Source organism: Acinetobacter oleivorans DR1 (assembly GCF_000196795.1).
GTDB classification, from domain to species: Bacteria; Pseudomonadota; Gammaproteobacteria; order Pseudomonadales; family Moraxellaceae; genus Acinetobacter; species Acinetobacter oleivorans.
The window spans coordinates 1,025,663-1,050,423 of record NC_014259.1 but is presented as its reverse complement, the minus strand read 5'-3'; the positions used below and the strand labels follow the sequence as shown (position 1 = coordinate 1,050,423).

The 24,761-nt window shown below is 37.9% G+C and carries 20 protein-coding genes; 13 read left to right on the top strand and 7 right to left on the bottom strand.

The features are described 5' to 3' along the window. Nucleotides 1-23: 23 nt before the first annotated feature. From AOLE_RS04910 to AOLE_RS04900, 3 genes are all read right to left on the bottom strand, one after another. The gene (locus AOLE_RS04910; protein WP_013197124.1) at nt 24-842 is read right to left on the bottom strand and encodes a PhzF family phenazine biosynthesis protein; all 819 of its coding nucleotides are present in this window, start codon (nt 840-842) and stop codon (nt 24-26) included. Nucleotides 843-992: 150 nt separating this feature from the next. Then, on the bottom strand, nt 993-2,387 hold the full coding sequence (locus tag AOLE_RS04905) for an L-cystine transporter (RefSeq protein WP_005307367.1): 1,395 nt from the start codon (nt 2,385-2,387) through the stop codon (nt 993-995). A gap of 208 nt (nt 2,388-2,595) precedes the next feature. After that, nucleotides 2,596-3,477, bottom strand: coding sequence for a LysR family transcriptional regulator (locus AOLE_RS04900; protein ID WP_013197123.1), 882 nt, complete (start codon nt 3,475-3,477; stop codon nt 2,596-2,598). A gap of 48 nt (nt 3,478-3,525) precedes the next feature. Here AOLE_RS04900 and AOLE_RS04895 point away from each other — a divergent pair, with 48 nt between their 5' ends. After that, complete coding sequence (locus AOLE_RS04895; protein ID WP_013197122.1) at nt 3,526-4,752, top strand: YbfB/YjiJ family MFS transporter; 1,227 nt, start codon at nt 3,526-3,528, stop codon at nt 4,750-4,752. Then, a complete protein-coding gene (locus AOLE_RS19725; protein ID WP_013197121.1) occupies nt 4,749-4,874 on the top strand; it encodes a hypothetical protein in 126 nt (41 codons plus the stop codon). The genes AOLE_RS04895 and AOLE_RS19725 overlap by 4 nt, the downstream gene beginning before the upstream one ends. Before the next feature lie 40 nt (nt 4,875-4,914). On the opposite strand, the gene icd is transcribed toward AOLE_RS19725, so the two are convergent. Beyond that, the gene (gene icd / locus AOLE_RS04890; RefSeq protein ID WP_013197120.1) at nt 4,915-6,171 is read right to left on the bottom strand and encodes an NADP-dependent isocitrate dehydrogenase; all 1,257 of its coding nucleotides are present in this window, start codon (nt 6,169-6,171) and stop codon (nt 4,915-4,917) included. Nucleotides 6,172-6,367: 196 nt separating this feature from the next. Here icd and AOLE_RS04885 point away from each other — a divergent pair, with 196 nt between their 5' ends. Beyond that, nucleotides 6,368-7,156, top strand: a complete 789-nt coding sequence (locus tag AOLE_RS04885; protein WP_004790791.1) for an rRNA large subunit pseudouridine synthase E — start codon at nt 6,368-6,370, stop codon at nt 7,154-7,156. A 118-nt stretch (nt 7,157-7,274) separates the two neighbouring features. Here the strand turns inward: AOLE_RS04885 and AOLE_RS04880 are convergent, their stop codons facing one another. Then, nucleotides 7,275-9,512: an NADP-dependent isocitrate dehydrogenase gene (locus tag AOLE_RS04880; RefSeq protein ID WP_005307379.1), complete on the bottom strand. Its 2,238-nt coding sequence runs from the start codon at nt 9,510-9,512 to the stop codon at nt 7,275-7,277. Nucleotides 9,513-9,910: 398 nt separating this feature from the next. Further along, nucleotides 9,911-11,614 (bottom strand): M61 family metallopeptidase, encoded by a 1,704-nt coding sequence (locus AOLE_RS04875; protein WP_013197119.1) that lies wholly within the window; start codon nt 11,612-11,614, stop codon nt 9,911-9,913. Between the two features lie 171 nt (nt 11,615-11,785). Here AOLE_RS04875 and AOLE_RS04870 point away from each other — a divergent pair, with 171 nt between their 5' ends. The 9 genes from AOLE_RS04870 (at nt 11,786) to AOLE_RS04830 (ending at nt 22,457) form a co-directional block, all read left to right on the top strand. Continuing rightward, complete coding sequence (locus tag AOLE_RS04870) at nt 11,786-13,105, top strand: D-alanyl-D-alanine carboxypeptidase PBP6B (RefSeq protein ID WP_013197118.1); 1,320 nt, start codon at nt 11,786-11,788, stop codon at nt 13,103-13,105. 98 nt (nt 13,106-13,203) lie between these two features. Next, nucleotides 13,204-14,490, top strand: a complete 1,287-nt coding sequence (locus tag AOLE_RS04865) for an NAD(P)/FAD-dependent oxidoreductase (RefSeq protein ID WP_013197117.1) — start codon at nt 13,204-13,206, stop codon at nt 14,488-14,490. A gap of 135 nt (nt 14,491-14,625) precedes the next feature. Beyond that, on the top strand, nt 14,626-15,108 hold the full coding sequence (gene slyD, locus AOLE_RS04860; protein WP_005307390.1) for a peptidylprolyl isomerase: 483 nt from the start codon (nt 14,626-14,628) through the stop codon (nt 15,106-15,108). 118 nt (nt 15,109-15,226) lie between these two features. Then, nucleotides 15,227-16,669 carry a cryptochrome/photolyase family protein gene (locus AOLE_RS04855; protein ID WP_013197116.1) on the top strand — a complete coding sequence of 481 codons (1,443 nt, stop codon included), beginning with the start codon at nt 15,227-15,229 and terminating at the stop codon, nt 16,667-16,669. 192 nt (nt 16,670-16,861) lie between these two features. After that, nucleotides 16,862-17,605, top strand: a complete 744-nt coding sequence (locus AOLE_RS04850; protein ID WP_005307396.1) for a hypothetical protein — start codon at nt 16,862-16,864, stop codon at nt 17,603-17,605. Next, complete coding sequence (locus AOLE_RS04845; protein WP_013197115.1) at nt 17,605-18,501, top strand: hypothetical protein; 897 nt, start codon at nt 17,605-17,607, stop codon at nt 18,499-18,501. The genes AOLE_RS04850 and AOLE_RS04845 overlap by 1 nt, the downstream gene beginning before the upstream one ends. Continuing rightward, nucleotides 18,488-19,738: a glycosyltransferase family 2 protein gene (locus tag AOLE_RS04840; RefSeq protein WP_005307402.1), complete on the top strand. Its 1,251-nt coding sequence runs from the start codon at nt 18,488-18,490 to the stop codon at nt 19,736-19,738. The genes AOLE_RS04845 and AOLE_RS04840 overlap by 14 nt, the downstream gene beginning before the upstream one ends. Next, nucleotides 19,739-21,583, top strand: a complete 1,845-nt coding sequence (locus AOLE_RS04835; RefSeq protein ID WP_013197114.1) for a hypothetical protein — start codon at nt 19,739-19,741, stop codon at nt 21,581-21,583. It begins immediately after the preceding gene. Next, nucleotides 21,561-22,457 (top strand): alpha-amylase family protein, encoded by an 897-nt coding sequence (locus AOLE_RS04830; RefSeq protein WP_013197113.1) that lies wholly within the window; start codon nt 21,561-21,563, stop codon nt 22,455-22,457. The genes AOLE_RS04835 and AOLE_RS04830 overlap by 23 nt, the downstream gene beginning before the upstream one ends. 32 nt (nt 22,458-22,489) lie before the next feature. Here the strand turns inward: AOLE_RS04830 and AOLE_RS04825 are convergent, their stop codons facing one another. Then, the gene (locus tag AOLE_RS04825) at nt 22,490-23,707 is read right to left on the bottom strand and encodes a tetratricopeptide repeat protein (protein ID WP_023274155.1); all 1,218 of its coding nucleotides are present in this window, start codon (nt 23,705-23,707) and stop codon (nt 22,490-22,492) included. A gap of 265 nt (nt 23,708-23,972) precedes the next feature. On the opposite strand from AOLE_RS04825, the gene AOLE_RS04820 reads away from it, so the two are divergent. Next, nucleotides 23,973-24,674 carry a VIT1/CCC1 transporter family protein gene (locus AOLE_RS04820; protein ID WP_013197111.1) on the top strand — a complete coding sequence of 234 codons (702 nt, stop codon included), beginning with the start codon at nt 23,973-23,975 and terminating at the stop codon, nt 24,672-24,674. Nucleotides 24,675-24,761: the final 87 nt, after the last annotated feature.

Here is a 24,761-nt window from a genome sequence, read left to right as displayed (position 1 = left end):
GTTTATTTAAACGGCCTTATATTTTAAAGAAAAATTTCAGCTTGCATATAAAGTTTTCCATACCCTGAAATTTCAATACGCTCTTCAGACAGGATATTGCAATATAAAACGCCTCCACGGCTAGAAGCCTGATAAGCCAAAATATTATTTTTTCCCAGCTTTTCTGCCCATAACGGCGCTATTGCGGTGTGAACTGAACCTGTAACAGGGTCCTCATTAATACCCGCGACAGGTGCAAAATAACGCGATACACAATCGTATTGCTGGTCTGCTTTTGAGGTAATTGCAACATCCATGTCTTTTGCTGTAATAGCAGTACGTAACTTACCTAAAGTTTTGAGCAAACTCATATCAGGCTGCTCATCCAACACATCTTGCACTGACTCATATTCAACAATATAAGCGTAATCATTTTGATAAACCGCTTTAAAGGGTTTGGTTAATGCTTGACGTAAAACAGCCGGATAATCTTCGAGTTGATGAGCTTTACGAATTGGAAAATTCATTCTGATTTTGCCATCATCATCTTGATGAACGATAAAAAGACCTAAGTTTCGGACATGAAAATTAATGGTCTTTTTTTCCGTAAAATCTTTAAATATTACAAAAGCACTAGCAAGAGTCGCATGCCCACAAAAATCGGCTTCAACTGTTGGCGTAAACCAACGAATTTCATAATTTTCAGCGTCTATGATTTTTACAAAAGCAGTCTCAGATAAATTATTTTCAAGTGCTATCTTTTGCATTAAATCTACATTTAGCCACTCTTTTTCAACAATCACAGCCGCAGGATTGCCACGAAACAACTCTTTTGTAAAAGCATCGACTTGATACATTTTCATGATAGTGCTCTCTTTTGTAATAGATCCATTTTCGAAAATTATTTAAAAGAAAAACAGATACAGTTTTTTAAAAATTAACATCACAGGGGCAATTTAAGCATGTAAAAAAAACGGCTCATCCAAAGTGGATGAGCCGTTTAATACTAAGTCTTAATGATGTTGAGTTAACTCAATTTCATCTTCACTATTTAAGATATCTTTATCGGTCTGTCCCATAAATTGGCTCGTAACTACGCCGGCAGTCATTGAACCATTTACGTTTAACGCAGTACGTCCCATATCAATGAGGGGTTCGATTGAGATCAGCAATGCAACTAAAGTCACAGGTAAGCCCATAGCAGGAAGAACAATCAGTGCAGCAAAAGTCGCACCACCACCTACTCCGGCAACCCCAATTGAACTTAAAGTCACAATACCCACTAACGATGCAATCCACATTGGATCTAGCGTGTTAATTCCCATGGTTGGCGCAACCATGACTGCCAACATTGCTGGGTACAAACCCGCGCAACCATTTTGACCAATGGTCGCACCAAAAGAAGCAGAAAAACTTGCAATAGATTCAGGAATACCTAAACGGCGAGTTTGCGTTTCAATGCTCAGTGGAATACTGGCAGCACTTGAACGGCTGGTAAATGCGAAAGTCAGAACAGGAGCAACTTTTTTGAAGAACTTAACTGGAGAAACGCCTGTCAGGGTCAAAATAATGGCATGCACGACAAACATGATGGCTAAACCTAAATAAGATGCCACCAAGAAACCGCCTAGATTTAAGATATCTGCCACATTCGAACTTGCCACAACTTTGGTCATGAGGGCAAAAACACCATACGGTGTAAGTGTCATCACTAAACGAACCAACTTCATTACCCAAGACTGTAAAGTCTGAATTGCAGTCAGAATACGCTGGCCTTTCTCTGCATCATCTTTCATTAGGTTAAGCGCAGCTATACCTAAAAAGACAGCAAAAATAACCACACTAATAATTGAAGTTGGGTTTGCACCAGTTAATTCAGCAAATGGATTACTTGGAATAAAGGAAAGAATAAATTGCGGTACACTTAAATCAGTAACTTTGCCTACATAATCTGTATTAATGGCAGTTAAGCGTGCAGTTTCAGCAGCACCTTGCACTAAACCTTTTGCCGTTAAGCCAAATAGGTTAGTAACAAATACACCTACGAGTGCAGCAATCAGCGTTGTAAAGAGTAAAGTGCCAATCGTATAAAAACTGATTTTGCCTAAAGATGAGGCTTGGTGTAATTTTGCAACTGCTCCCAAAATAGACACAAATACCAAAGGCATAACGACCATTTGTAAAAGTTTTACATAGCCGTTTCCAACGATATTAAACCAGCTAATAGATTCAGCAAGAATCGGATGGCCACCGCCATAAATCAAATGTAGTCCTAAACCAAACACTACACCTAGAACTAAGCCAGCCAGAACTTTTTTCGATAAGCTCCAGTCTGTTTTACGTGTTTGGGCGAGTAAAAATATTAACCCGACAAAAACCACAATATTAATGATTAAGGGTATATTCATTCCCAAACTCCAAATTATTGCTTGTGTCATCTTTCAAGGGGGCATATTTGACCATAGCCGGTCTATATAAACTACCCTTTTCAACAATTTTATAGCATCAAGATGATTACAAACTTGCGTGAGAATATAAAATGACTTTTAAATACATATATATCACTTTTAATTTATAAATTAAGTGAGATATTTATGTATAAAAACCAGCCTCTACTTAAGCAACCTTTAATTCAAATTGTTGCTCAATAAAATGAATAAATTGCTTTAAATTGGTTCCCCATGTTTCTGGTAACTGGGCAACTAAATATGTAGTGAAAAAAGCAGATTCCGTATTTAGTCCAAAACAATTAACTAAAACTTTATCTGCAACTTTTGTGAGATATGATTTCGGTAATAAAGCAAAACCAACGCCCAACTCTACACAACTCACGATTCCGTCAAGGCTTCCCATTTCCATAATTTGCGAAGGCGGAATACTAAAGTCATTCAAGAAAAGCTCTATGGCATGTCGATATGAACAACCTTGCCGAAATGCAATAAATCTGGTCTTTGCTAGGGTTGCCTTGTCTGGAAAACTCTGTTGTTGCTTAGGGCAAACCAAAACCAGCTCTTCATGCCACACAGGAAAACTATATAACTCAGGAATCGAATGTTTAGATGCTATAAAAGCACAGTCCAATTCCCCCTGATGTACCGCATTTAATAAATAACGGGTTGGATGAGTTTGAAGCTCGATGGGCAAAGTAGGATATTGCTGCATAGATTGATTGAGCAACTGTGGCAAACGTATTGCTGCGGTTGTTTCCATGCTGCCCAAACGAATGGTTTCATTCGGGTCAATATCACCTTCTTGAAAGATCTTTTTAGCTTTGTCATGCAGTGCAATCATTTGAACAGCGTAACTATGTAGCTGTTGTCCGGCATTCGTTAAAGTCACAGGGTTATTACGATTGAATAGAATAACCCCTAACTCTTCTTCAAGTTTTTTTATATGGCTCGTGATATTCGATTGAACCGTATACATTTTTTGGGCAGCCAATGAAAAACTTCCACTCTCTGCAACAGCTAAAAAAAACTCTAAAGACTTAAGTAACATTTCACTATCTCAAAATAAGATAATTACCATCATATTAAATCATTTTTAATGATTGATAAACTCGCTTTTAATAATAAAAAAATTGAGCGTCTTCTCATGTCTACGTTTTATCGAATGAGCTTAATTGTCTTTTTGGCAACTTGTTTGGGAATTGGTGTTTTTAGATTTTCCTATACCGCACTCATGCCCATCATGATCGAGCAGTACCACTGGACCCATGATTTTGCCAGTTACTTAGGCAGCGCAAATTTATTGGGATATCTCATTGGTGCCTTATTAGCGCTATTAAGTATTAAAGAAAAGTACGTCCCATCCATGATCGTACTTTCGACTATAGCCGGTAGCCTCAGCCTACTATGCTGTTCATTCATGGATATGCCTTTGGTGTGGTTCATTTTCTGGCGCACAATTTCAGGTATTGCTGGTGGCTTACTTATGATTTTGGCGCCTAGCTTTGCAATGAAATACATCCCCACCACGCAAAGATTAAAAGTTAACTTTTTAGGATTTAGCGGAATTGGTGTGGGTGTGTTATCTGCCACCATTATTATTCCCTTACTTAAAAATATGCCCGTGCATTATGTTTGGGATATTTTTGCGGGTATTTCTTTATTAGGAAGCTTAACTCTTTATCGCTTATTAAGTGGTAATACGGCCCAGATTATTAAACCGCAATCGACAACTCTAGCAACCTCACAAAAATCACGTTTAGGCCTTGTCATTATTATTGCCTATATGTGTAGTGCCTTTGCCTATATTCCACATTCTTTGTTTTGGATGGATTATTTATCTCGAACTCTGCATTTTCCATTGCAGCAAAGGAATTTATTTTGGGTTCTCTACGGAGTGGGAAGCTGCATTGGTGCATTTGTCGCTTATTACTTAAGCCGAATAGTGGGATATATACAGGCCATTAAATGGCTCTATGGCATTTACTGCCTAGCCGTTGTTTTACCTTTCCTTTCACAGACCACTTCTTTACTAGCTTTGTCTTCACTTCTGACAGGCTTACTGACTCCTGCAACCGTATTTATTAGTTCTTATAGTCTGCTACAGATTTATGAGCAACGTTATCAAAAGCTTTGGAGCCTTGCCACCATTGGGTTTGCTAGCACTCAGCTTTTAGGTGGGGTTGTCATTAGTACTTTGCATCATTTGCATTGGTCTTATGCCCACCTCTTTCTTTTGGGTGGAATCGTTCTTCTTTTTGCGGTTTGCCTTTTATTTCCTGTACGCCCTTCTTTCACCTCAACTCTCGGAGAAACCAAATCGTGAAAACTCTGCTCTTTCCTTTATTTCTAGTTGCTTTCGTTCTTGTTATTCAAGCCCTAGACCAGAGTTATCAAAAGAAAACTGGTTTTATTAAAACTCCGAAGCATCCAGAATTTATGCAATAAAGAAAGCCCTCAATCGAGGGCTTTCTTATGCAAAATTTATTTAATCTTCCATATGTTTGATAATCGCATCACCAAATTCAGAACAACGTAATAAGGTTGCACCCGGCATTAGGCGTTCAAAATCGTAAGTTACGGTTTTAGCTGCAATCGCTCCAGCAATTCCTTTAATGATCAGGTCAGCAGCTTCTATCCAGCCCATATCACGTAGCATCATTTCCGCAGAAAGAATAATAGAACCTGGGTTTACTTTATCCTGACCTGCATATTTAGGCGCAGTACCATGAGTTGCTTCATAAACTGCAATTGCACCACCAATATTTGCACCAGGGGCAATACCAATGCCACCTACTTCTGCTGCCAAAGCATCAGAAATATAATCACCATTTAAATTTAAAGTAGCAATAACCGAGTAATCTGCTGGACGCATTAAAATTTGTTGTAAGAATGCATCTGCAATGACATCTTTAATAATGATGTCTTTACCAGTTCTAGGATTTTTAATTTTAACCCATGGACCACCATCAATTAGTTCTCCACCGAAACGATCTAGAGCCAGTTCATAGCCCCACTCTTTAAATGCCCCTTCGGTGTATTTCATGATATTTCCCTTGTGAACAAGGGTCACAGAAGGCTTGTCATTTTCAATTGCAAACTGAATGGCTTTACGGACTAAACGCTGTGAACCTTCTTTAGATACAGGTTTAATTCCAATTCCGCATCCTTCAGGGAAACGGATTTTTGTGACACCCATTTCTTCTTGAAGAAACCTAATCACTTTTTTAGCTTCTTCAGAATCGGCTTTCCATTCAATCCCTGCATAGATATCTTCCGAGTTCTCACGGAAAATCACCATATCTGTTAATTCTGGGTGCTGAACAGGTGAAGGAACGCCTTCAAACCAACGTACTGGACGTACGCAAACATATAGATCTAATTCTTGGCGTAAGGCAACGTTGAGTGAACGAATGCCTCCACCCACTGGAGTCGTTAACGGACCTTTGATTGATACAACGAATTCTCGAAGTGCTTCGAAAGTTTCTTCCGGCATGTAGTTGCCATAAATTTTATTGGCTTTTTCACCGCAATACACTTCCATCCATTCGATTGAACGCTTGCCACCGTAAGCTTTTAAAATAGCAGCATCCACGACTGCTTTCATGGTTGGTGTAATATCCACACCAATACCGTCACCTTCAATGAAAGGAATAATTGGATGATTTGGTACGTTCAGTGACAGGTCTGCATTTACTTTAATTTTGTCACCGTCAGCAGGAACCACGATCTTCTGATAACCCATTGTGTAAATTCTCCCTTTTATAATACTTAATTAACTAAAAATAATTATCGATAAACAATACTTTCAACTTTTATTAACGCATAATAGCTTAATCGAATTTAATTCTTTTTGAGATTTATGTGGGAAATAAGCAAATTTCACACTTAAATATAGCTCAATGTTTTCTCTAGTTATTTGAAAGAAGAAGCCATTTTTTATGAAAATTGTCATTCTCAACAAGCCTTATGACGTTCTCTCCCAGTTTCGTAAAGACGAAGCACATATGACCGTCTCGGACTTTGTTGATGACCCGACTTTGCGCTTGGCAGGCCGTCTTGATATGGACTCTGAGGGTTTAGTCTTTTTAACCGATCATGGTGGTCTGAATCAGTTCATTACCAATCCTGCAAATAAAAAATACAAAACGTATTTAGTTCAAGTTGATGGCGATGTAACTGAAGAAGCGCTTGAGCAGCTTCGTAAAGGTGTAGAACTTAATGATGGTATGACGCTTCCAGCTACTGCCATTAAAGTAAGTGAACCTGAATGGTTATGGGAACGCAACCCACCTGTACGCTATCGCGCAAATATTCCAACATCTTGGGTCGAAATTTCAATTTGCGAAGGCCGTAACCGTCAAGTTCGTCGTATGACTTCTGCGGTAGGTTTTCCAACTTTACGTTTGATTCGTACTAAAATTGGTTCAATTGATTTAGTTCAACTCGGTTTAAGGCCTGGAGATGTGAAAGAAATCGAACCTTTGCTTTATCCTGACTTTAAAGATGTTCCTGCGGAAGAGCCTTATCGTTCACGTTCATATGTGAAAAAACCAGGTGGTACTGGCGGCAAACCGATGGTTCGTAAAAACAAAGATGGTTCTGCGAAAAAGTCTGGTACAAAACGTATTTGGCAAATGGATGAAAGTGAAAAGCCACGTCGTAAGACTAATGGTACAACTCGTCCAAATACAAAAGCACCACGTGGTCGCGGACGTAATAGTCGTTAATATCTAAATTTTCAAAGCTCATTTCGGTGGGCTTTTTTAATGCCATTTATTTTTATAAAAATAAAAAAAGCCGGTGTTTATACACCGGCTTTTGAGCTATTCACTAACGAGTTAGTAATTAAGCACCAACAGTTGCAAGAGCTGCATTAAATGTAGCACTTGGACGCATTACAGCATCTACTTTTGCTTTATCAATTGCATAGTAACCACCGATGTCAGCTGGCTTACCTTGTACTTGAGCAAGTTCAGCAACAATCTTCGGTTCTTCTTCAGCTAATGTTTTTGCAAGTGAAGCAAATTTAGCTTTTAACTCAGCATCTTCGTTCTGTGCAGCAAGTGCTTCTGCCCAGTAAAGTGACAAGTAGAAATGGCTACCACGGTTGTCAATCTCACCTGTACGGCGTGATGGAGACTTACCATTATCAAGTAACTTGTCAGTTGCTTCATCAAGAGTCTTCGCAAGTAACTTAGCACGAGCATTATTTTCTTTAATGCCCATTTCTTCTAAAGAAGCTGCTAGAGCAAGGAACTCACCCAGCGAATCCCAACGTAAGTGGTTTTCTTCAACAAGCTGTTGTACGTGTTTTGGCGCTGAACCACCCGCACCAGTCTCGTACATACCACCACCCGCCATAAGCGGAACGATAGATAACATTTTCGCAGAAGTACCAAGTTCCATAATTGGGAACAAGTCAGTTAAGTAGTCACGTAAGATGTTACCAGTCACAGAAATAGTATCTAGACCACGTACTACACGCTCAAGTGTGTAACGCATTGCACGAACTTGAGACATAATCTGGATATCAAGGCCAGTCGTGTCATGATCTTTTAAATACGTTTGTACTTTCTTGATCAATTCATTTTCGTGTGGACGGTACGGGTCAAGCCAGAAGATCGCAGGCATGCCTGAGTTACGTGCACGAGTTACTGCAAGTTTTACCCAGTCACGAATCGGAGCATCTTTAACCTGACACATACGCCAGATATCGCCTTCTTCAACATTTTGAGTCAATAACACTTCACCAGTGTCAAGATCGGTAATGTTTGCAATACCAGCTTCAGAAATTTCAAAAGTCTTGTCGTGAGAACCGTATTCTTCAGCTTTTTGAGCCATCAAGCCAACGTTCGGTACAGTACCCATAGTCTTCGGATCGAAGTTACCATGCCACTTACAGAAGTTGATCATTTCTTGGTAAATACGGGCAAATGTTGATTCTGGCATAACAGCTTTAGCATCATATTGCTTACCATCAGCACCCCACATTTTACCACCAGCACGGATCATTGCTGGCATAGAAGCATCAACGATGATGTCGTTTGGTGAGTGGAAGTTTGTGATGCCTTTTGCCGAGTCAACCATTGCAAGTGCAGGACGGTGTTCTTGACAAGCATGTAAGTCTTCAATGATTTCTTCACGTAATGAAGTAGGAAGAGTTTCGATTTTCTCGTATAACCCAGCCATACCGTTATTAACGTTAATGCCTAATTCGTCAAATAACTTACCGTGTTTTTCGAAAGCTTCTTTGTAATAGATTTTCACACAGTGACCGAAAACGATCGGGTGTGAAACTTTCATCATTGTCGCTTTTACGTGTAGAGAGAATAAAATTCCCGCTTCTTTACAATCATCAAGTTCTTTTTCATAGAAATCACAAAGTGCTTTCTTGCTCATGAACATTGAGTCAATGATTTCGCCTTCTTGAAGCGCAACTTTTGGCTTAAGAACAATGCTCTTACCACTGGTCGTGATAAGTTCCATTTTCACATTACGTGCGCGATCAAGTGTCATTGATTTTTCACCATGGTAGAAGTCACCTTCTTCCATATGTGAAACATGTGTTTGTGACCACTGTTTCCACTCGCTCATTGAATGAGGGTGTTTTTTCGCATAGTTTTTAACTGCTGCTGGTGCACGGCGGTCAGAGTTACCTTCACGAAGGACAGGGTTTACTGCTGAACCAAGGCACTTACCATAACGAGCTTTGATTGATTTTTCTTCTTCGGTTGCAGGATTTTCCGGATAATCAGGAATTGCATAACCTTTTGATTGAAGCTCTTTGATACATGCAGTTAGTTGCGCAACAGACGCACTAATGTTCGGGAGTTTGATAATGTTAGTATCTGGATCTTGTGTAAGACGACCAAGCTCTGCAAGGTTGTCGGATACCTTTTGCTCTTCACTTAGGTAATCAGCGAATTCTGCGAGCACACGTGCAGCTACAGAGATGTCACTTTTAATAATCTCGATGCCAGCTGGCTTAGTAAAGGTCTCAATGATCGGCAGTAGCGAATAGGTCGCCAATAGTGGCGCCTCGTCAGTCAGTGTGTAAATAATAGTTGACTTTTCACCAGCCATATATAGCCCCTTCCGTTTGATTGAGTGTTGAGGACCGAGCTTTTGGCCCAGTGCCTACGAACCGATATGCTTAAATAAAACCCTGAGAGTATCGGCTCTCATTGCCTTCCAGTCAACGAAATATCCAGTGATAACGACATTTCGCAGCGAAATAATACATAATTCAAATATATAGATAATTTTCTGATATCTAAGTCATTGTAATACGCACATTCAGATCACTTTTCAGGCATTAAAAATCATTAAATTACATGAGATATCTTTCAGTGTTCTGACAATTATTATACTTTTCATTCAAAATAAACTCAAAGGCAAAACGGGTTTCGCCATCTGGAAGGACTTAAAAGTAAAAACCGATGTGCAAAACATCGGTTTTTTATAAACTATTTAGCTTTAATCTAAGCTTTTAACCATTTTTCAGTTTTAGCTTGATCTTCAACGATAAGTTCAACTTCGGTTAAATCAGATGTAGCGCAATCGACTTCAAAAGAGATTAACTCATCACGACGGAAAGCAAAGACAGTATAAGTTCCGCCCTGCTTTGCATACTTCTCAATAAGCTTAGTGGATGCTTTTAAACCATCAATTGCAATAATCACATCATTGGCAGAAATACCTGCTTTCGCTGCTGCACTATCACGGCGGGCACTTTGCACAAGCACACCTTCAGGCTTATCAGCAAGTTTTAGGCCTAATGGCAAAGATTTGTCGGTTTTAACTCTATAGCTTAGGCCAAACTCAGGAAACAATTGATCAAGTGGTAATTCATCAGTCGTGTTAATCAGATGATTAATTTGTTCAATCCAATTATCACCCGTCAGTTCTTTACATAAATCAAAAATGGTTCTTTCGTTTACTTGCATACCATTTTGAGTATTTTCATATAATCGACGCATTAAAGCATCAAGACTAGAACCACGTAGACGTAAGCCTAAATCTAGGCACAACGCAACTAAAGCACCCTTATTGTAGTAACTCGTACCCGCGTTATTTGAGTTTTCATCTTGACGATAAAATTTAATCCAAGCATCAAAACTTGATTCGGCCACTGTTTGAACAAAACGGCCTGGGTTTTGTAAATAGCGATCAATTTGTGCTTTGAGTAAATCAAGATAAGACTTCTGAGAAATTACACCACTACGCAATAAAATCAAGTCGTCATAATATGAAGTAAAGCCTTCAAATATCCAAAGTAAAGAGGTATAACCTTCTTGATGCAAATTATAATTTGCAAAGTTTTCTGGACGGATAAACTTTACTAACCATGAATGAAAATATTCATGACTACATAAGCCTAAAAAGCGTTGATAATCTTTAGAAGGTTCAGCTGGTTCATTTGATTTTGGCAAATCGTCACGCGGTGTAATCAGACTTGTACTATTACAATGTTCTAATCCACCATAACTATTCCCTGTTGCCATCGTCATAAAGGTATAGTTTTTAAATGGCGCTGAACCGAACATATTTATTTCGGCTGCACAAATCTTTTCAATGTCGGCTTTTAAGCGATCAACATTGGCATTATGTGGGCCAGAAATTACAAACTCATGTTCAATATCATGTGTTTCAAAACGAAAACGTGTTTGATCAGCCAATTCAAACGGGCTATCAATCAATTGATCATAATGATCAGCTTTTAAAGTAAAGCGACCTTTAACTAGACTTTTTGAAGCCAAACCTGTTGCTAACTGAAAATGCTTTAATTCATCTGGCAAGAACACTTCGACTTCACAAGCAGATTGTTCTTGGCCTTCTAAAGCTAAACATACACATGCTGGATTGATATATAAGCGGGTCTGATCGACATATGCACCACGTACAGACAAATCATATGCATATACATCATATTCAATCGTCATTAACTCATGATCGGTATTAAATAAACGCCAACGATTCTTGCTCGTTTTTTTAATATCCAACAGACGTCCAGCTTCATCATAAGCTTTAACGGCTTCAATATGTTTTGAGAACTCTCGAATTAGATAACTACCCGGAATCCACGTTGGCAGCCAAAGTTCCTGATTCGGATTGGCTAAAAAACGAATTGTAACGTGAACAAGGTGTTGTTTGTAATCATCGAACTCAATTTGATAATGCAACATAAATTCTTCAATTTAAAAATAAGAACGGCTTCGCATTAGATTATCACTTTTTTGTATCGTCTTGCGTACATGTATTTTTTGGCAACAATTTCCACTAGCCATCCATTAAAAAAAGGCATAGCATGCTGTGCATCTGTGTCCCGTATTTGCCAGTAAAAGTTAAGGTCATCCGTGAAATTTTTTCTATCTCTTTTTACCCTCTTCAGTATTTTCTGCACCACTCTAACCAATGCTGCGCTACTCAATATTGCACCTGAAAGTGTTGAAGCCGCTGCATGGACTATTGTAGATACTCAATCGGGTCAAATCATTGCCGAGCATAATAGCCACGTGCAACGTGCGCCAGCATCTTTAACCAAAATGATGGTTGCCTATATTGCTTTAAAAGAGATTAAAGCCGGAAAGCTGAAAAAAGAAGAAATCATTACTGCAACACCAGTAGTTGGTGTCGTGCAGTGGGATGAATCACAAATGTATCTTAAAGCTGGTGAACAAATTTCTGTTGATCAGTTATTGGCAGGTTTAATTGTTATGTCTGCGAATGATGCAGCCGTGACCTTAGCTGAAAAAATTTCTGGTGATGTTCCCCATTTTGTACAACGTATGAATCAGGAAGCTCAGGCTTTGGGTATGAAAGATACCCATTTTAGTAACCCTCCTGGAATTACGATGCCGGATCACTACACTACAGCACATGATTTAAGCTTATTAGGTCAGGCTGTAATTAAAGAAACACCTGAATATTTGCATTATTCAAAAATGCCAAGCTTTAGCTACAATCAACGTTTTCACCATGCGACTAACCTGGCTTTGAAATATGATCCATCTGTTGATGGTCTAAAAACTGGCTACACTAAAGCAGCGGGTTATAATTTGGCATTAACGGCTTCACGTCCTTCATTTTCATCTGACTTAGCTCAAAGACGTTTATTAGTAATCGTTTTAGGTACACCAAGTGCGGTAAAACGAGCTGAGATTGCAGATAAATTAATGAATCTTGCTTATACCTATACACGTGATGAAGTCATTATTCCTGAGCAAAAATTAATTGCCGAGCTGCCTGTTGTAAAGTCGACTTTAAAGATGTTTAAGGTAGCGACAAAGCAGCCTACGATTGTAACGACCTCTTTATATGCTGACCCAGCACCAATTGACTTAAATAATTTTGATAATCTAACTCAGCGCGTTCAAGTACTTGATAGTAACCTTCAGCCAAAGGTTATTGCTCCGCTCGAAACGACTCAAACACGTGTAAACATTGAGTTAAATGAAAAACAATTAACTGCGCCGTTAATGAAAGTAATGAGCTTAGCCACAGTATCGATTTATCAAAATAATCAACTGATCCGTAGTCTTCAAATCGAAGATAACGTACATATTGAAGAAGCCAATATTTTCCAAAAAATTGCAATGTGGTTTTCTAGCCTCTTCTCTATTTTTTCATCAAGTGAACATAGTGCTGCAAAACTCTACCCTGTAGATTCGCACTAAAAACATCAAATTGTGCACAGATGCACAATAAATTTTATAAATAAAAGATGGCATAATTTAGCCATCTTTTTTTATAGAAAAATAATTAGGTGAAAAAAATGGCCCAAAATTTACATCATATTGTAATTGTTGGTGGTGGTGCTGGTGGCTTAGAACTAGCAACTCAACTCGGTGAAACTTTTGGGAAAAATCGTAAAGCAAAGATTACATTGGTTGACCAAAACCTCACTCATATTTGGAAACCCCTGCTTCACGAAATCGCTGCTGGTTCTTTAAATCCGCATGAAGAACAAACTAACTATTTCGCACACTCAGAAAAACATCATTATGAATTTGTGCTAGGAACATTAATTGGAGTCAATAAAGATAAAAAATTAATTGAACTAATGCCCCCTCAAGTGTCTAAGGATCAACAGAATCATCCGCAAGAGCTCAGTTATGACACACTTATTTTAGCGCTTGGCTCAGTATCAAATGACTTTAATACCACGGGTGTACGTGAAAACTGCCATTTCCTCGACAGCAGAAAGCAAGCCGATGTTTTCCAGCAAGATTTATTACATCTTTATATTGAAGCTCAAAATCAACCTAATCAACGAACTTTAAATATCGGAATCGTTGGTGCGGGAGCAACAGGTGTAGAGCTTGCAGCCGAGTTAATTGAAACAACCAAAAACTTTTATCGATATGGTTTAAAGAAGATTCACCCTAACCAAGTCAAAATTACCCTCATTGAAGCCTCTGAGCGCATTTTACCAGCTCTGACGGATAAAACTGCTGAACATAGTGCCGAGCAACTCAGAAAAATGGGCGTTGAAATTTTAACTCAACACCGCGTTGAAAAAATTGATAAGCATTGCATCTACTTTAGTAATGGCAACCAACTCAAAAGTGATATTACCGTTTGGGCAGCAGGCGTAAAAGCACCTAAGGTATTAGAAAGTTTTACAGACTTTAAACGCGATAACATTAACCGTTTAATGGTCTATGCAACCCTGCAAACCTATTCTGATCCAAATGTATTTGCGTTTGGTGATTGTGCCCATTGCCAACTTGATGCAAGACATCCTCCTCTTGGACCACGTGCTCAAGTTGCTAGCCAACAAGCAAGCTTTTTAGTCGATGCTATGGCTGCCAGACTTAATGGCCGTTCACAGCCCATGTTTACGTTTAACGACAAAGGTTCCCTCGTGTCTTTAAGTCGTAATAAAGCCGTTGGAGAATTACTTGGCGATGTCAGCGTGCAAGGTTATATTGCAAAAACCATGTACGTATCTTTGTATCGTTTACATCAAGCAACGATTCATGGATACACTCAAGCTGGACTACTCACAATGAAAGATTTACTTACAAGACGTGTACGTCCAAAAATTAAGCTGTATTAAGTTGAATTTTTTAAGTTCGTCCCTATTTATATAAAAACGCATTAGAAAAAGTGCCAAAGATTAAGATTTTGTAGTCTACAAAATTTATTTTTCACTTTATGATGTACGCTTTAATTGATTGAATGGATCAAAAACATGACTGCTATTGCAAATAACCACGTGGTTTCATTCCACTACAAATTAACAAACGCTGAGGGTGAAACACTTGATCAATCTCAAGGCGAACCACTTGCCTATTTGCACGGTGCAGGCAATATCATTCCTGGTCTTGAAAATGCATTAGAAGGTAAAACTGTTGGTGACAAATTTACTGTTAATGTACCAGCAGCTGAAGGTTATGGCGAATACAACCCAGACCTAGTACAAGAAGTTCCAGCTCAAATGTTCCAAGGTGTTGAAAACATTCAACCTGGTATGCAATTCCAAGCTCAAACAGATGACGGCGTTCAGATCGTAACTGTTAAAGCTGTTGAAGGCGACAACGTTGTTGTAGATGCTAACTTCCCACTTGCTGGTCAAGATTTAACTTTTGAAGTTGAAATCGTAGAAATCCGTGAAGCTTCTGAAGAAGAATTAGATCACGGTCACGTACACGGTGCAGGTGGTCACCACCACTAATTCATCTTTAGATGAAGATAAAAGCAAAGCTTCGGCTTTGCTTTTTTTATGTATTTATTTTTATATAATATCTTGATAATAAACCTCTAACTCACTCAACTTTATAAGGGTATCTTTCATGTCAAACGTAAATCAGCTGATTTGGTTTCGTCAGGATTTGAGAGTTCGAGACCATGCTGCTTTATGGCATGCTTGCCAGCAAGGACCTTCAATTGGGTTAGTTATTTTGTCGCCTGAACAATGGAAAATACATCACGATGCACCTATAAAAATTAATTTCTATTTACGTCAGCTTCAACAACTTAAAAAAGAATTAGAGAAGCTTAATATCCCACTGATCATTCAAGTGATTCCCTACTGGAAAGATATTGCAGATTATATTTGCGAACTCACACATCAACTTCATATCGAAAATGTTTACTCAAATATAGAAGTAGGTGTGAATGAGTTAAAAAGAGATAAAACTGTACAGCAGGCTTTAAATCAACAAGGTAAAGAACTTTTTTTATTTCATGACCGTACGATTTTTCCTTTACGTTCTATTCGCAACCAGTCACAGCAACCATATCAAGTTTTCGGCGCATTTAAAAAAGCATGTTATTCGAAACTAGATATCAGTGGTTTGCCTCAGTGCTATCCAATTCCTGAAAAGCAAAAATCTAACCCAGAGTCTGATTCAAATATAAAAAGTTTAAGTCTAGAAGATATCGAAGCTTTTTTTGACTCATCTATTTCTAAAGACCAACAAAACTTGTGGCCGACTGGAGAAGGTTTTGCTCTGGAGCAGCTCGACGTATTTATTGAAAATCATTTATCTGATTATAAGTTAGAACGTGACTTTCCAAATGTAAAAGGAACTAGCCAACTTTCCCCCTATTTAAATCTTGGAATTTTGTCTATTCGTCAATGCTTACAAGCCCTTTTCCGAACTGAACATGGCAACTTCCATATTGCAAACGAAGGTCAGCAGACTTGGTTAGATGAACTGCTTTGGCGAGAGTTTTATCAGCATATTTTATTTGATTTTCCACATGTGTCTAAACACATTCCGTTTAAAAAAGATACTCAGAAAATTAAGTGGAATCATAATCCAGAGCACCTAACCGCATGGCAAACTGGCCAAACAGGTATACCGATTATTGATGCGGGCATGCGTCAGCTACAAAAAACAGGATGGATGCATAATCGAGTACGCATGATTACCGCTATGTTTTTATGTAAAAACCTACTCATCGATTGGCGAATAGGTGAACAATGGTTTATGGAACACTTAATCGATGGTGATTTAGCAGCTAATAATGGTGGTTGGCAATGGTGTGCATCAACCGGAACTGATGCTGTCCCCTATTTCCGAATTTTTAACCCTATTGCTCAATCTAAGAAATTTGATCCAAACGGAGACTATATTCGTCAATGGGTGGATGAGTTAGCAGATCTAGACAATAAAATGATTCATGAACCCTACTCAAGTAAGACTCCACTTCAGTTGAATTATCCGAAGCCAATTGTTGATTTGAAAGAAACTCGTATGAAAGCAATTGAAACTTTCAAGAGTATTTAGATAAGACTTGCGTCTTATCTGTTTATTTTTGATTAAAAAAATACGAGAAATTTGACTATATTGTGACTTTACTCTAAAAATAATACTAAAAGGATTTATAAAAGGACAAACACAACAATAAATTCAAAAAGCATCACAGCTCATTATAAAAGTATAAAAATTAACATTACAAAAAAGGTAGCCAGAGGTCGCATGCAGCAAAAGAACCCAGGAAGAACACTCGTCTTATGGATTATCGCAGCTCATCTATTTATGGGGATGGTGGCATATGAGTGGCTGCCTGTAAGTTTTAGAGGAAGCTGGATTTTTATTCTTATTCTTTTAATTTCTGGTGCTTTTTTAGAAGTCGGCGCATCTTTAATTGTGGGTTTACTCGCTTTCATAGGTGTTGCAGTATATTTTCTACTCGACCTAGGGGCACAAACACATATTGAACGTCAGCTCCTTTTACTTTTTATTATTCCTCTCATTCCTCTTTTTCTTAGTGCTGTACGCCATAATATTGAAATTAACGTCCAAAAATATCGTGATATACAAAGTTATGATCGAAATTATCGCCGTGATATTTTCCCGCTTAGCGCACTTAAGTATTTTCAACGTAGTTTCTTCAAACTTCTTGATCATCACCACATACAAGATTATGAAGTCTTTGAAATCAGGATTCTCAACCGAAGCTTAATTAAAGAAATGTTAGGCGATGATGTATGGAAAACCACTCAAAATGAAATGATTAAAATTTTGAGCCAGCATCACCCGCAAGAAATTGTTTTCCAGTTTGCTGATGATGATCTAGAAACGATATACAGTATTGTTATTCGTAAACAAAAAACCGAAGAAGAACCTGAATTTATTAAAAAGCTAAGAGAAATTATGACTTTGCGGCTTGAAGTCGAATATAAAGTTATTCAGATTCCACCTGAAGAGGAGATTACTTAATGTCTAATCTTCTTAATATTTGTGGAATTATTATCGCCTCTAGTCAATATCCAGATGGCACTTTGCAGCAGTTCTATCGTCAATATTATCATTGTGAGATTAAATCTGAACAAACAAAAACTGAAGTTCAAAGTATTAATGACCTTTCCATGTTTTTCCCATCACAGGACACATGGTGGCCTATTTTTACAATTGACCAAATCAGTTCCGATAGCTTTCAAGGACTTATTCATAAAGGAATAAAGCCAGGCATCATATTACCAGATGAGGTTTTTAGCTTTTCTCACTATTTCTTATTAAAAGAGGCAGTGAGCCAAGGTGCTATTCCGATTGTACTTTTTAAATCTGAACAACCTCAATATTTTGCCGCCAAAGCTACATTTTCAACTGCAATTGGCTTGCGACCTATGGCTGCTTTTGTTTCAACAGGTTGGGATGAAAACTTAATTTCCCAGACGGCTGGCAGCTATATTGTTAAGTTTAATCCAAAGGAACTTCCGCTACCCTCTAGAGAGATTAAACAAAAGCAGCACTTATTTTATTCAGCCAAAAATTTTAATGGTCATGTTTCAGGTTATGAAATTATTATTAATCCTCCTGCTGATCTTCCGACTACAAATATTCGATATCCTCAACTCGGCATTTCATGGAAATTTAATAATATTAAATACATAAGTACCCCAGAACATGTAAACACTAGTTTTATTGGGTATATTTTTATTGGTTTAAGCACAGTCGTAGTTCCACTCGATCTTATTTTAACCACAACCTATCCTGACCTACTTGGTACTTTCGGCAGCTATATTTCTTGGATCTCCTTGGTCGTCGGGGTGATTTTATTGTTATTGCTGATCTCATCTATTATTAGGAGGGTTAAATCAAATGGCTCCCATTGATATTCTCTTCCTATTTGGTTTTTTAGGCATCTGGATTCCTCAAGCATTTTGGGCATGGCTAAGTTATCAGGCTTGGAAATACTCAAAAACAGCAGAAAAAGAGTTACAAAACTTACCCGTACCCGATAGATGGCCCGTTTTGAGTGTTTTGATTCCTGCCTATAATGAAGGTGTAGTCATTGAAGATACTTTACATGCAATCGCGCAACAGGATTATCCGGCAGAAGCATATGAAGTTTTGCTGATTAATGACGGTTCTAAAGATAACACCCTAGAAATCGCCGAAAATCTAGCGCAGATTTATCCTTGCATAAAAATTGTCAATGTTCCTAAAGGAATGGGAGGCAAAGGTAAATCTAGGACACTGAATAATGGCCTACCACATGCCAAAGGTGAACTCATTGTTGTTTATGACGCAGACAGTACGCCTGAACCCGATTGCGTAAGGTTATTAGCTCAAACACTACTTGCAGATAAAAAATTAGTGGCTGTAAATGGCAAAGTAAGAACCCGTAATTGGCAAGATAGTATTTTGACTCGATTTATTGCCATTGAATTCATCTTTTTCCAATGGATTTTCCAAGGCGGGCGTTGGCAACGTTTTGAGCTATCGACATTAATGGGTACCAACTATGTCATTTGGCGTGATGCTTTAGAAACCTTGGGTGGTTTTGATGAGAAGTCATTGGTCGATGACACTGAAATGAGCTTCCGTATTTTCATCGGTCAAAAACGAATTAAATGGGTTCCCTACGCTATTGGTTGGCAACAAGATCCGCCATCTTTGAGTGTATTTGTTAAACAGCGCTCACGTTGGACTCAGGGTAATTTTTATGTGACTCGTAAATATTTACCCGTAGCGTTGAGAACCCCATTTCCTATTGGAATTGAAATTCTAAATAACATTATGTGCTACATACTTTTCGTACCCGCTTTATTCTGGAGTCATATTACCTTGACGCTTGGGTTACTGGGTATCGCTGGCATTTCAGTTCCAGGCCCCTTCACATTATTGTGGGGCCTCTCGTTTTGCCTATATGTTGCACAAATGTGGTTTACCCTTTCACTCGAAAAAGTTAAACCAGAACTCTATTTTTACTCTGTTTTATCTTACGTAAGTTATTCACAAATATTTCTATTTATTGTTTTTAAAGCCGCATATGACATGCTTAAAAATAAAATACAGGGCAACTCCCTTCAATGGTACAAAACGGAACGTAGCAAGGAGAAAAAATAAATGAAAAAGACTTTTGATCTCTACAAAACAGCTCAAGTGCTCCTTGCCAGCACCAGTCTTATGCTCGCCATGTCTGCTCATGCGTACATATGGAAACTCGACGATATTAGCACTTCTACTAAATATACGGTCGAGCCTCATTTTTTCTATATTGGAAAAGGTGCCCAGTGGCAAAACATTCAATTTTCAAGTGATTATTCCACTGAAAGTGATACAACTTTACTCGTAAAATATGATGACAAACTCATTTATAACACTACACTGAGTGGGGATGGTCAATTCAAATTTGATATACCAGCAAGTCAGAGTGGCTTTCATCGTTTAGATTTTATTATTCAACAGTATGCTAAACCGACTACGCTGAATCAAACCAAAGAAACATTCTGTACAGAAGATATTGATCACTTAACTTATTTAAGCAATTCCCAACTCGACTTTACGCCTATCCGTAATATATACCGTTTAAAAGACTTGCCAGATGCTTTGGCTAATCCACAAGCGAGACGGCCTACTCCGTTTGTTGGTATTTTAAAATATAACCGTAAAGAGATTATAGAAGCTTCTATGCTCGCTAGATTAGCAAGCTCATGGACTTCAATCACACCAATTGAATGGGTTGATTCAGGACAAACTAATTTAAATGATGAAACAAATTTCATTATTGAAGTGATTCGCTCAGCTACGCCACTCAAAGGGGGTGCTTTAGTACAAATTGCAAAACCAGCAGATGGAGTGGCCACTCTTTCAATTAGTTATCACACACCACAAGAACTCACTGCTGCCATAAATGGACTAATCAATCCCTCGTATGTAGAGCAACTTGATACAGGAAGTGCAGTTTTCCCTACAACGATCTCTACACCAACTTGGGCACAGTTTAAAAAAATCAATACACTTGCAGACTTAGGCATTGAGGACTTCAGATTAAATCACGCGGAAAAGAACTTATTCCTTGATTTCCCAGCAGTATGGCAACCAACCGATATCTTGCAAGGGCAAATTGCACTACGTATTCAAAGTGGTTTATTGCAAGGTTCAAATATTACGGCTTGGATTGATGGTGGACTCGCAGGCAGTATGAAAACAGCCGATCTTGCTTCCGATCCCGTAAACCGACAATTTAACATTTTTGCCAAAGCTATTTCTAATACCACCAATTTTAATTTAAAGCTAGAAAACTCAGTCATTGCTAATTCACAGTGTTTACCTACTGCACATGGTTCGCTCTGGATTGATACAGCTAAATCTACCCTAAAGCTACCCCATAAACTCAAAAATGGCGTAGCCGCAATTTCAATGACTTTAGCAACGACTCCGACAATTGCAATTGATGATCAATCTGGTGCGTTAAATATCGCGATTGTATTAGGCCAAACTGCGAAAAAAATGCTTTTAACACAAGGACCAATGCCACTTAACCTAGTCCGTTATTCGCCAAGTGCTCCACAAGCAATAAATGTTCGTGTGAATAAAGATATTTATCAACAACAGGTATTAATGCATCAAGATATTATTTATGCGCCTGCTGCTGTTAATGGTTTTATTGTGAGTTATAACAACAATCGCTTTGATGTGATTACCGACTCACAAGGCGGTGCACAAGCTTTCATGCACCTATGGGAAAAAATACAACATAAAATTCCAAATAACGTGACAAAAATGCTCGTTTCAGAAAATGGAAATATTTATGTTTTACAAAAACTTATTGTTGGAAATCAAAAAGCACCATTAGTTCAACAATCTTCTTTCTTCTTATTAGTTGTGATTATCTCTGCAATCATGATAATAATTATCTTCTTGTGGTACTGGTTAAGACGAAATAATGAAAAAACAGATACCAATTAAAATAGCTGCTTTTATTATTTTAATTATTTGTAGTGTTATCGCTTATGCGGGGTTGTTCAAACATCAAGGACAAGCCCCGCATATTGAAGGAATTTTCTGGCAGCCCGACAATAACACTACTCCACCAGAGGGAAACTGGCACTATTTAGGTGTTGATACATTTGTTCCCCAATGGTCTGTTGTTGAGTCTAAATCATGGTGGAAAGAATCAAATTTTCCTCAATGGGAAAAAGCAATTAATTTAGAAAAAATTAAACAAAAGCCTTGGGCTAAAAATCTAATATTGGGTTTAGCCGGCGAATATAATGAACCTAAAGCTCGGGCAAATGTAACTGAGTTAGGGGAAAAATCTGCTGAAATTATAAAAGAGCAAAAAACTACACCTAAAGGTTATTATTTTCCAGTGGAAGCAGATCCGACTTGGTTAAGAGTAAGTGCTTTAGGTCAGGTTTTAACTAAACTTCCGGTACCAGTTTGGGTGAGTATTTATAGTGGTGAAACCGAACCCGAACATTATGATTTATGGGTTAAAAGCTGGTTACCAGAACATAACGGCGTTTTCTTCCAAGACGGAGTTGGCGTAGGTGTACGTTCCCCTCAACAAGCTAAACATATTTTAGATCAACTTGAACAACAGCTTGGAAAAGATAAAGTAATTATAGTACTAGAAGCCTTTAGAGTTAAAAAGAATGGGCAATTTAGAGCTGCATATCCTTGGGAAATTATTTCTCAACTAAAAGCATATGAAGGAAAAACTGTCTATATTTTTGATGGACCACATTACATGAGCCGCTGGTGCGTCAATATTGTGAGCTTGTGGTATCGCCTCACTTATGGTGGTATTCCTACCACCATAAAGCAAGTAGAACACTAGACTAATTTTTTTATTAATAGAAACCTCTACTATTAGAAATCCTTATAAAAGACGAGTTCCACTCGGGTATTGTTGTAATGATCTTTTGTATTTACTGGCACATCTTTAAAGTAATTGCCATATAGTCGTTCAACACGTAGTTTTATTGGTTGATAATTAAAAGGCTGCCATGAAATGCCGGGGCCATATTCAAATAAATTGTTGTAATACTCATCTTTACTGTCAGCTAAGCCATGCAATTTCAAATAAGCTTGTACAGTTCCGTTTTCGCCTTTATAGACATTCAAACCCGTACGTAAGCGTAAATCGCCAATAACGTTATAATCTTCTCTAGAATAAGTTGCTGCATTACCATATAAATCAGTGAAGTAATCATTAAAGCAAAGTGAATGATTACAATTATTTTGAGAATACCACTCTTGATAACCTGTCACCCCACCGACAACACTTTCACGAAATTTATCTCTATTTCGATCAATCAGATCGTAACTTCCCCCTACTTCTAAATACATGCGCACAGGTATAGATGTCCAAGGTTGATAATTAGCGCCCACACCTAGAGTTACTGCATTTTCATCAATAATTTCAGGTCGTACCCCGCCCTGAGATTGGGTATCACGGTTTAGGTTTAAAAAGCCATACACTTGTGCTCGACCATTATCAAGATTCTTACCATAGCGAGCTTTAAGTGGAAAAATCACATCGTCGTAACGTGACTCATATGAAGGTGCAAAATACACATCACGGAAATAAGTTTTGACTTCCCCTCCACTTAAATTCTTTACGGCCTGTGTCGCCTTATTGGCAATATCGGTATCTTTAGATTGCGTAAGCTCCTTAAAAACTACCAAAGCTTCTTTATTATTTTTTTGAGAGTTAAGTAAATAGGCTTCTTGAAGTTTTAAATTATCGTCTGCTGGGTCTAATGCCTCTGCTTTTCTTAAACTTTGCAAAGCTGCTTCTTGTTTGCCTATTCTAATCTGCAAATAAGTTAAACTTTTCCATACTTTAATATCTTGAGGTGTCATTTCGCCGAGCTCTAATAATAACTTCTCGGCATTTTCCGGTTGAGTCTTCTCAATTTTATAAAATTGGTCCCATTTATCATAAATCGGATTACCTGGTTTATATTCTTGATTCACAATCTCTTGGGCGAATGTAGTCTCCATGCTTAAGAGGCCTAAAGCTGGACAGATCGAACCAATAACGATGAGGGAACGGGTTAGAGATTTTATTGTTTTGTTATTCATTGAGACCTCTAGAGTAAAGTGGATAGAATGTTTGCGTAGAAGTAAGATTAAAATTTAATCAATAAATATTATAATTAAACTTATAAATTACACTATTTTGTAAGTAGGCTAGATTCCATAAATTGTTCATTTTATCTCCTTTTATATTATGTTTTAAAAAGTAGTTATCTGATTGTTTTTCCTATAATGACACATTTTTTAATCGTATTATTGTAAATAATCTTATAGGATAAGATAAAAATTTATAACTAAAAAAGGTAAAGTCATGTCCTTTTCCCAACATCCAGAACATCATTTTATTCACCGCTCAGGTTGGTTAAGGGCAGCCGTTTTAGGCGCTAATGACGGAATTATTTCTGTTACTAGTCTAATCATGGGAATGGCTGCAAGTGGAGCCACTGCTCATACGCTTCTTATTACCTGTATTGCTGGTTTAATTTCTGGCGCAACCTCTATGGCAGCCGGAGAGTATATTTCTGTAAAATCACAAGAAGATATTGAAAAAGCTGACTTAAAATTTGAAGCACAAGAACTCAAAAAGCATCCGCAACGTGAATTGGATGAGCTCACCCAAATTTATATAGCCAGAGGCTTAGCACCAGATTTAGCTCGACAAGTTGCGACTGAACTTACAAATCATGATGCCTTAGGTGCTCACGCACGTGATGAAATTGGTATTCATGAAAATACAGCAGCAAATCCTGTTCAAGCTGCATTAGCTTCAGCTGGCTCATTTTCATTTGGGGCATTGTTTCCTATGCTCGCTATTCTACTCAGTCCTGATATATGGATCGAAAAAACAGTTTTAATATTTGGCATTATTTCATTAGCTTTTTTAGGGGCGCTATCAAGTCATTTCGCAGGTACTTCTAAGCTGAAAGGAAGTTTACGCATTACCTTGTGGGGAATCTTAGCAATGGCTTTTTCAAGCTGGATCGGATCTTTGTTTCATGTTACTCCAATTTAAAAAACCAGAACTTTTAAATATTTAAGAAATAAATATTTAAAAACTAAATGCCCAATATTATTTGCTCTTGGTTCTGATTTCACGTTA

Coding starts and splice junctions, on each gene's coding strand:
- AOLE_RS04910 (WP_013197124.1), bottom strand. CDS start 842: ATGAAAATGTATCAAGTCGATGCTTTTACAAAAGAGTTGTTTCGTGGC.
- AOLE_RS04905 (WP_005307367.1), bottom strand. CDS start 2,387: ATGAATATACCCTTAATCATTAATATTGTGGTTTTTGTCGGGTTAATA.
- AOLE_RS04900 (WP_013197123.1), bottom strand. CDS start 3,477: ATGTTACTTAAGTCTTTAGAGTTTTTTTTAGCTGTTGCAGAGAGTGGA.
- AOLE_RS04895 (WP_013197122.1), top strand. CDS start 3,526: ATGATTGATAAACTCGCTTTTAATAATAAAAAAATTGAGCGTCTTCTC.
- icd (WP_013197120.1), bottom strand. CDS start 6,171: ATGGGTTATCAGAAGATCGTGGTTCCTGCTGACGGTGACAAAATTAAA.
- AOLE_RS04885 (WP_004790791.1), top strand. CDS start 6,368: ATGAAAATTGTCATTCTCAACAAGCCTTATGACGTTCTCTCCCAGTTT.
- AOLE_RS04880 (WP_005307379.1), bottom strand. CDS start 9,512: ATGGCTGGTGAAAAGTCAACTATTATTTACACACTGACTGACGAGGCG.
- AOLE_RS04875 (WP_013197119.1), bottom strand. CDS start 11,614: ATGTTGCATTATCAAATTGAGTTCGATGATTACAAACAACACCTTGTT.
- AOLE_RS04865 (WP_013197117.1), top strand. CDS start 13,204: ATGGCCCAAAATTTACATCATATTGTAATTGTTGGTGGTGGTGCTGGT.
- slyD (WP_005307390.1), top strand. CDS start 14,626: ATGACTGCTATTGCAAATAACCACGTGGTTTCATTCCACTACAAATTA.
- AOLE_RS04855 (WP_013197116.1), top strand. CDS start 15,227: ATGTCAAACGTAAATCAGCTGATTTGGTTTCGTCAGGATTTGAGAGTT.
- AOLE_RS04850 (WP_005307396.1), top strand. CDS start 16,862: ATGCAGCAAAAGAACCCAGGAAGAACACTCGTCTTATGGATTATCGCA.
- AOLE_RS04845 (WP_013197115.1), top strand. CDS start 17,605: ATGTCTAATCTTCTTAATATTTGTGGAATTATTATCGCCTCTAGTCAA.
- AOLE_RS04840 (WP_005307402.1), top strand. CDS start 18,488: ATGGCTCCCATTGATATTCTCTTCCTATTTGGTTTTTTAGGCATCTGG.
- AOLE_RS04835 (WP_013197114.1), top strand. CDS start 19,739: ATGAAAAAGACTTTTGATCTCTACAAAACAGCTCAAGTGCTCCTTGCC.
- AOLE_RS04830 (WP_013197113.1), top strand. CDS start 21,561: ATGAAAAAACAGATACCAATTAAAATAGCTGCTTTTATTATTTTAATT.
- AOLE_RS04825 (WP_023274155.1), bottom strand. CDS start 23,707: ATGAATAACAAAACAATAAAATCTCTAACCCGTTCCCTCATCGTTATT.
- AOLE_RS04820 (WP_013197111.1), top strand. CDS start 23,973: ATGTCCTTTTCCCAACATCCAGAACATCATTTTATTCACCGCTCAGGT.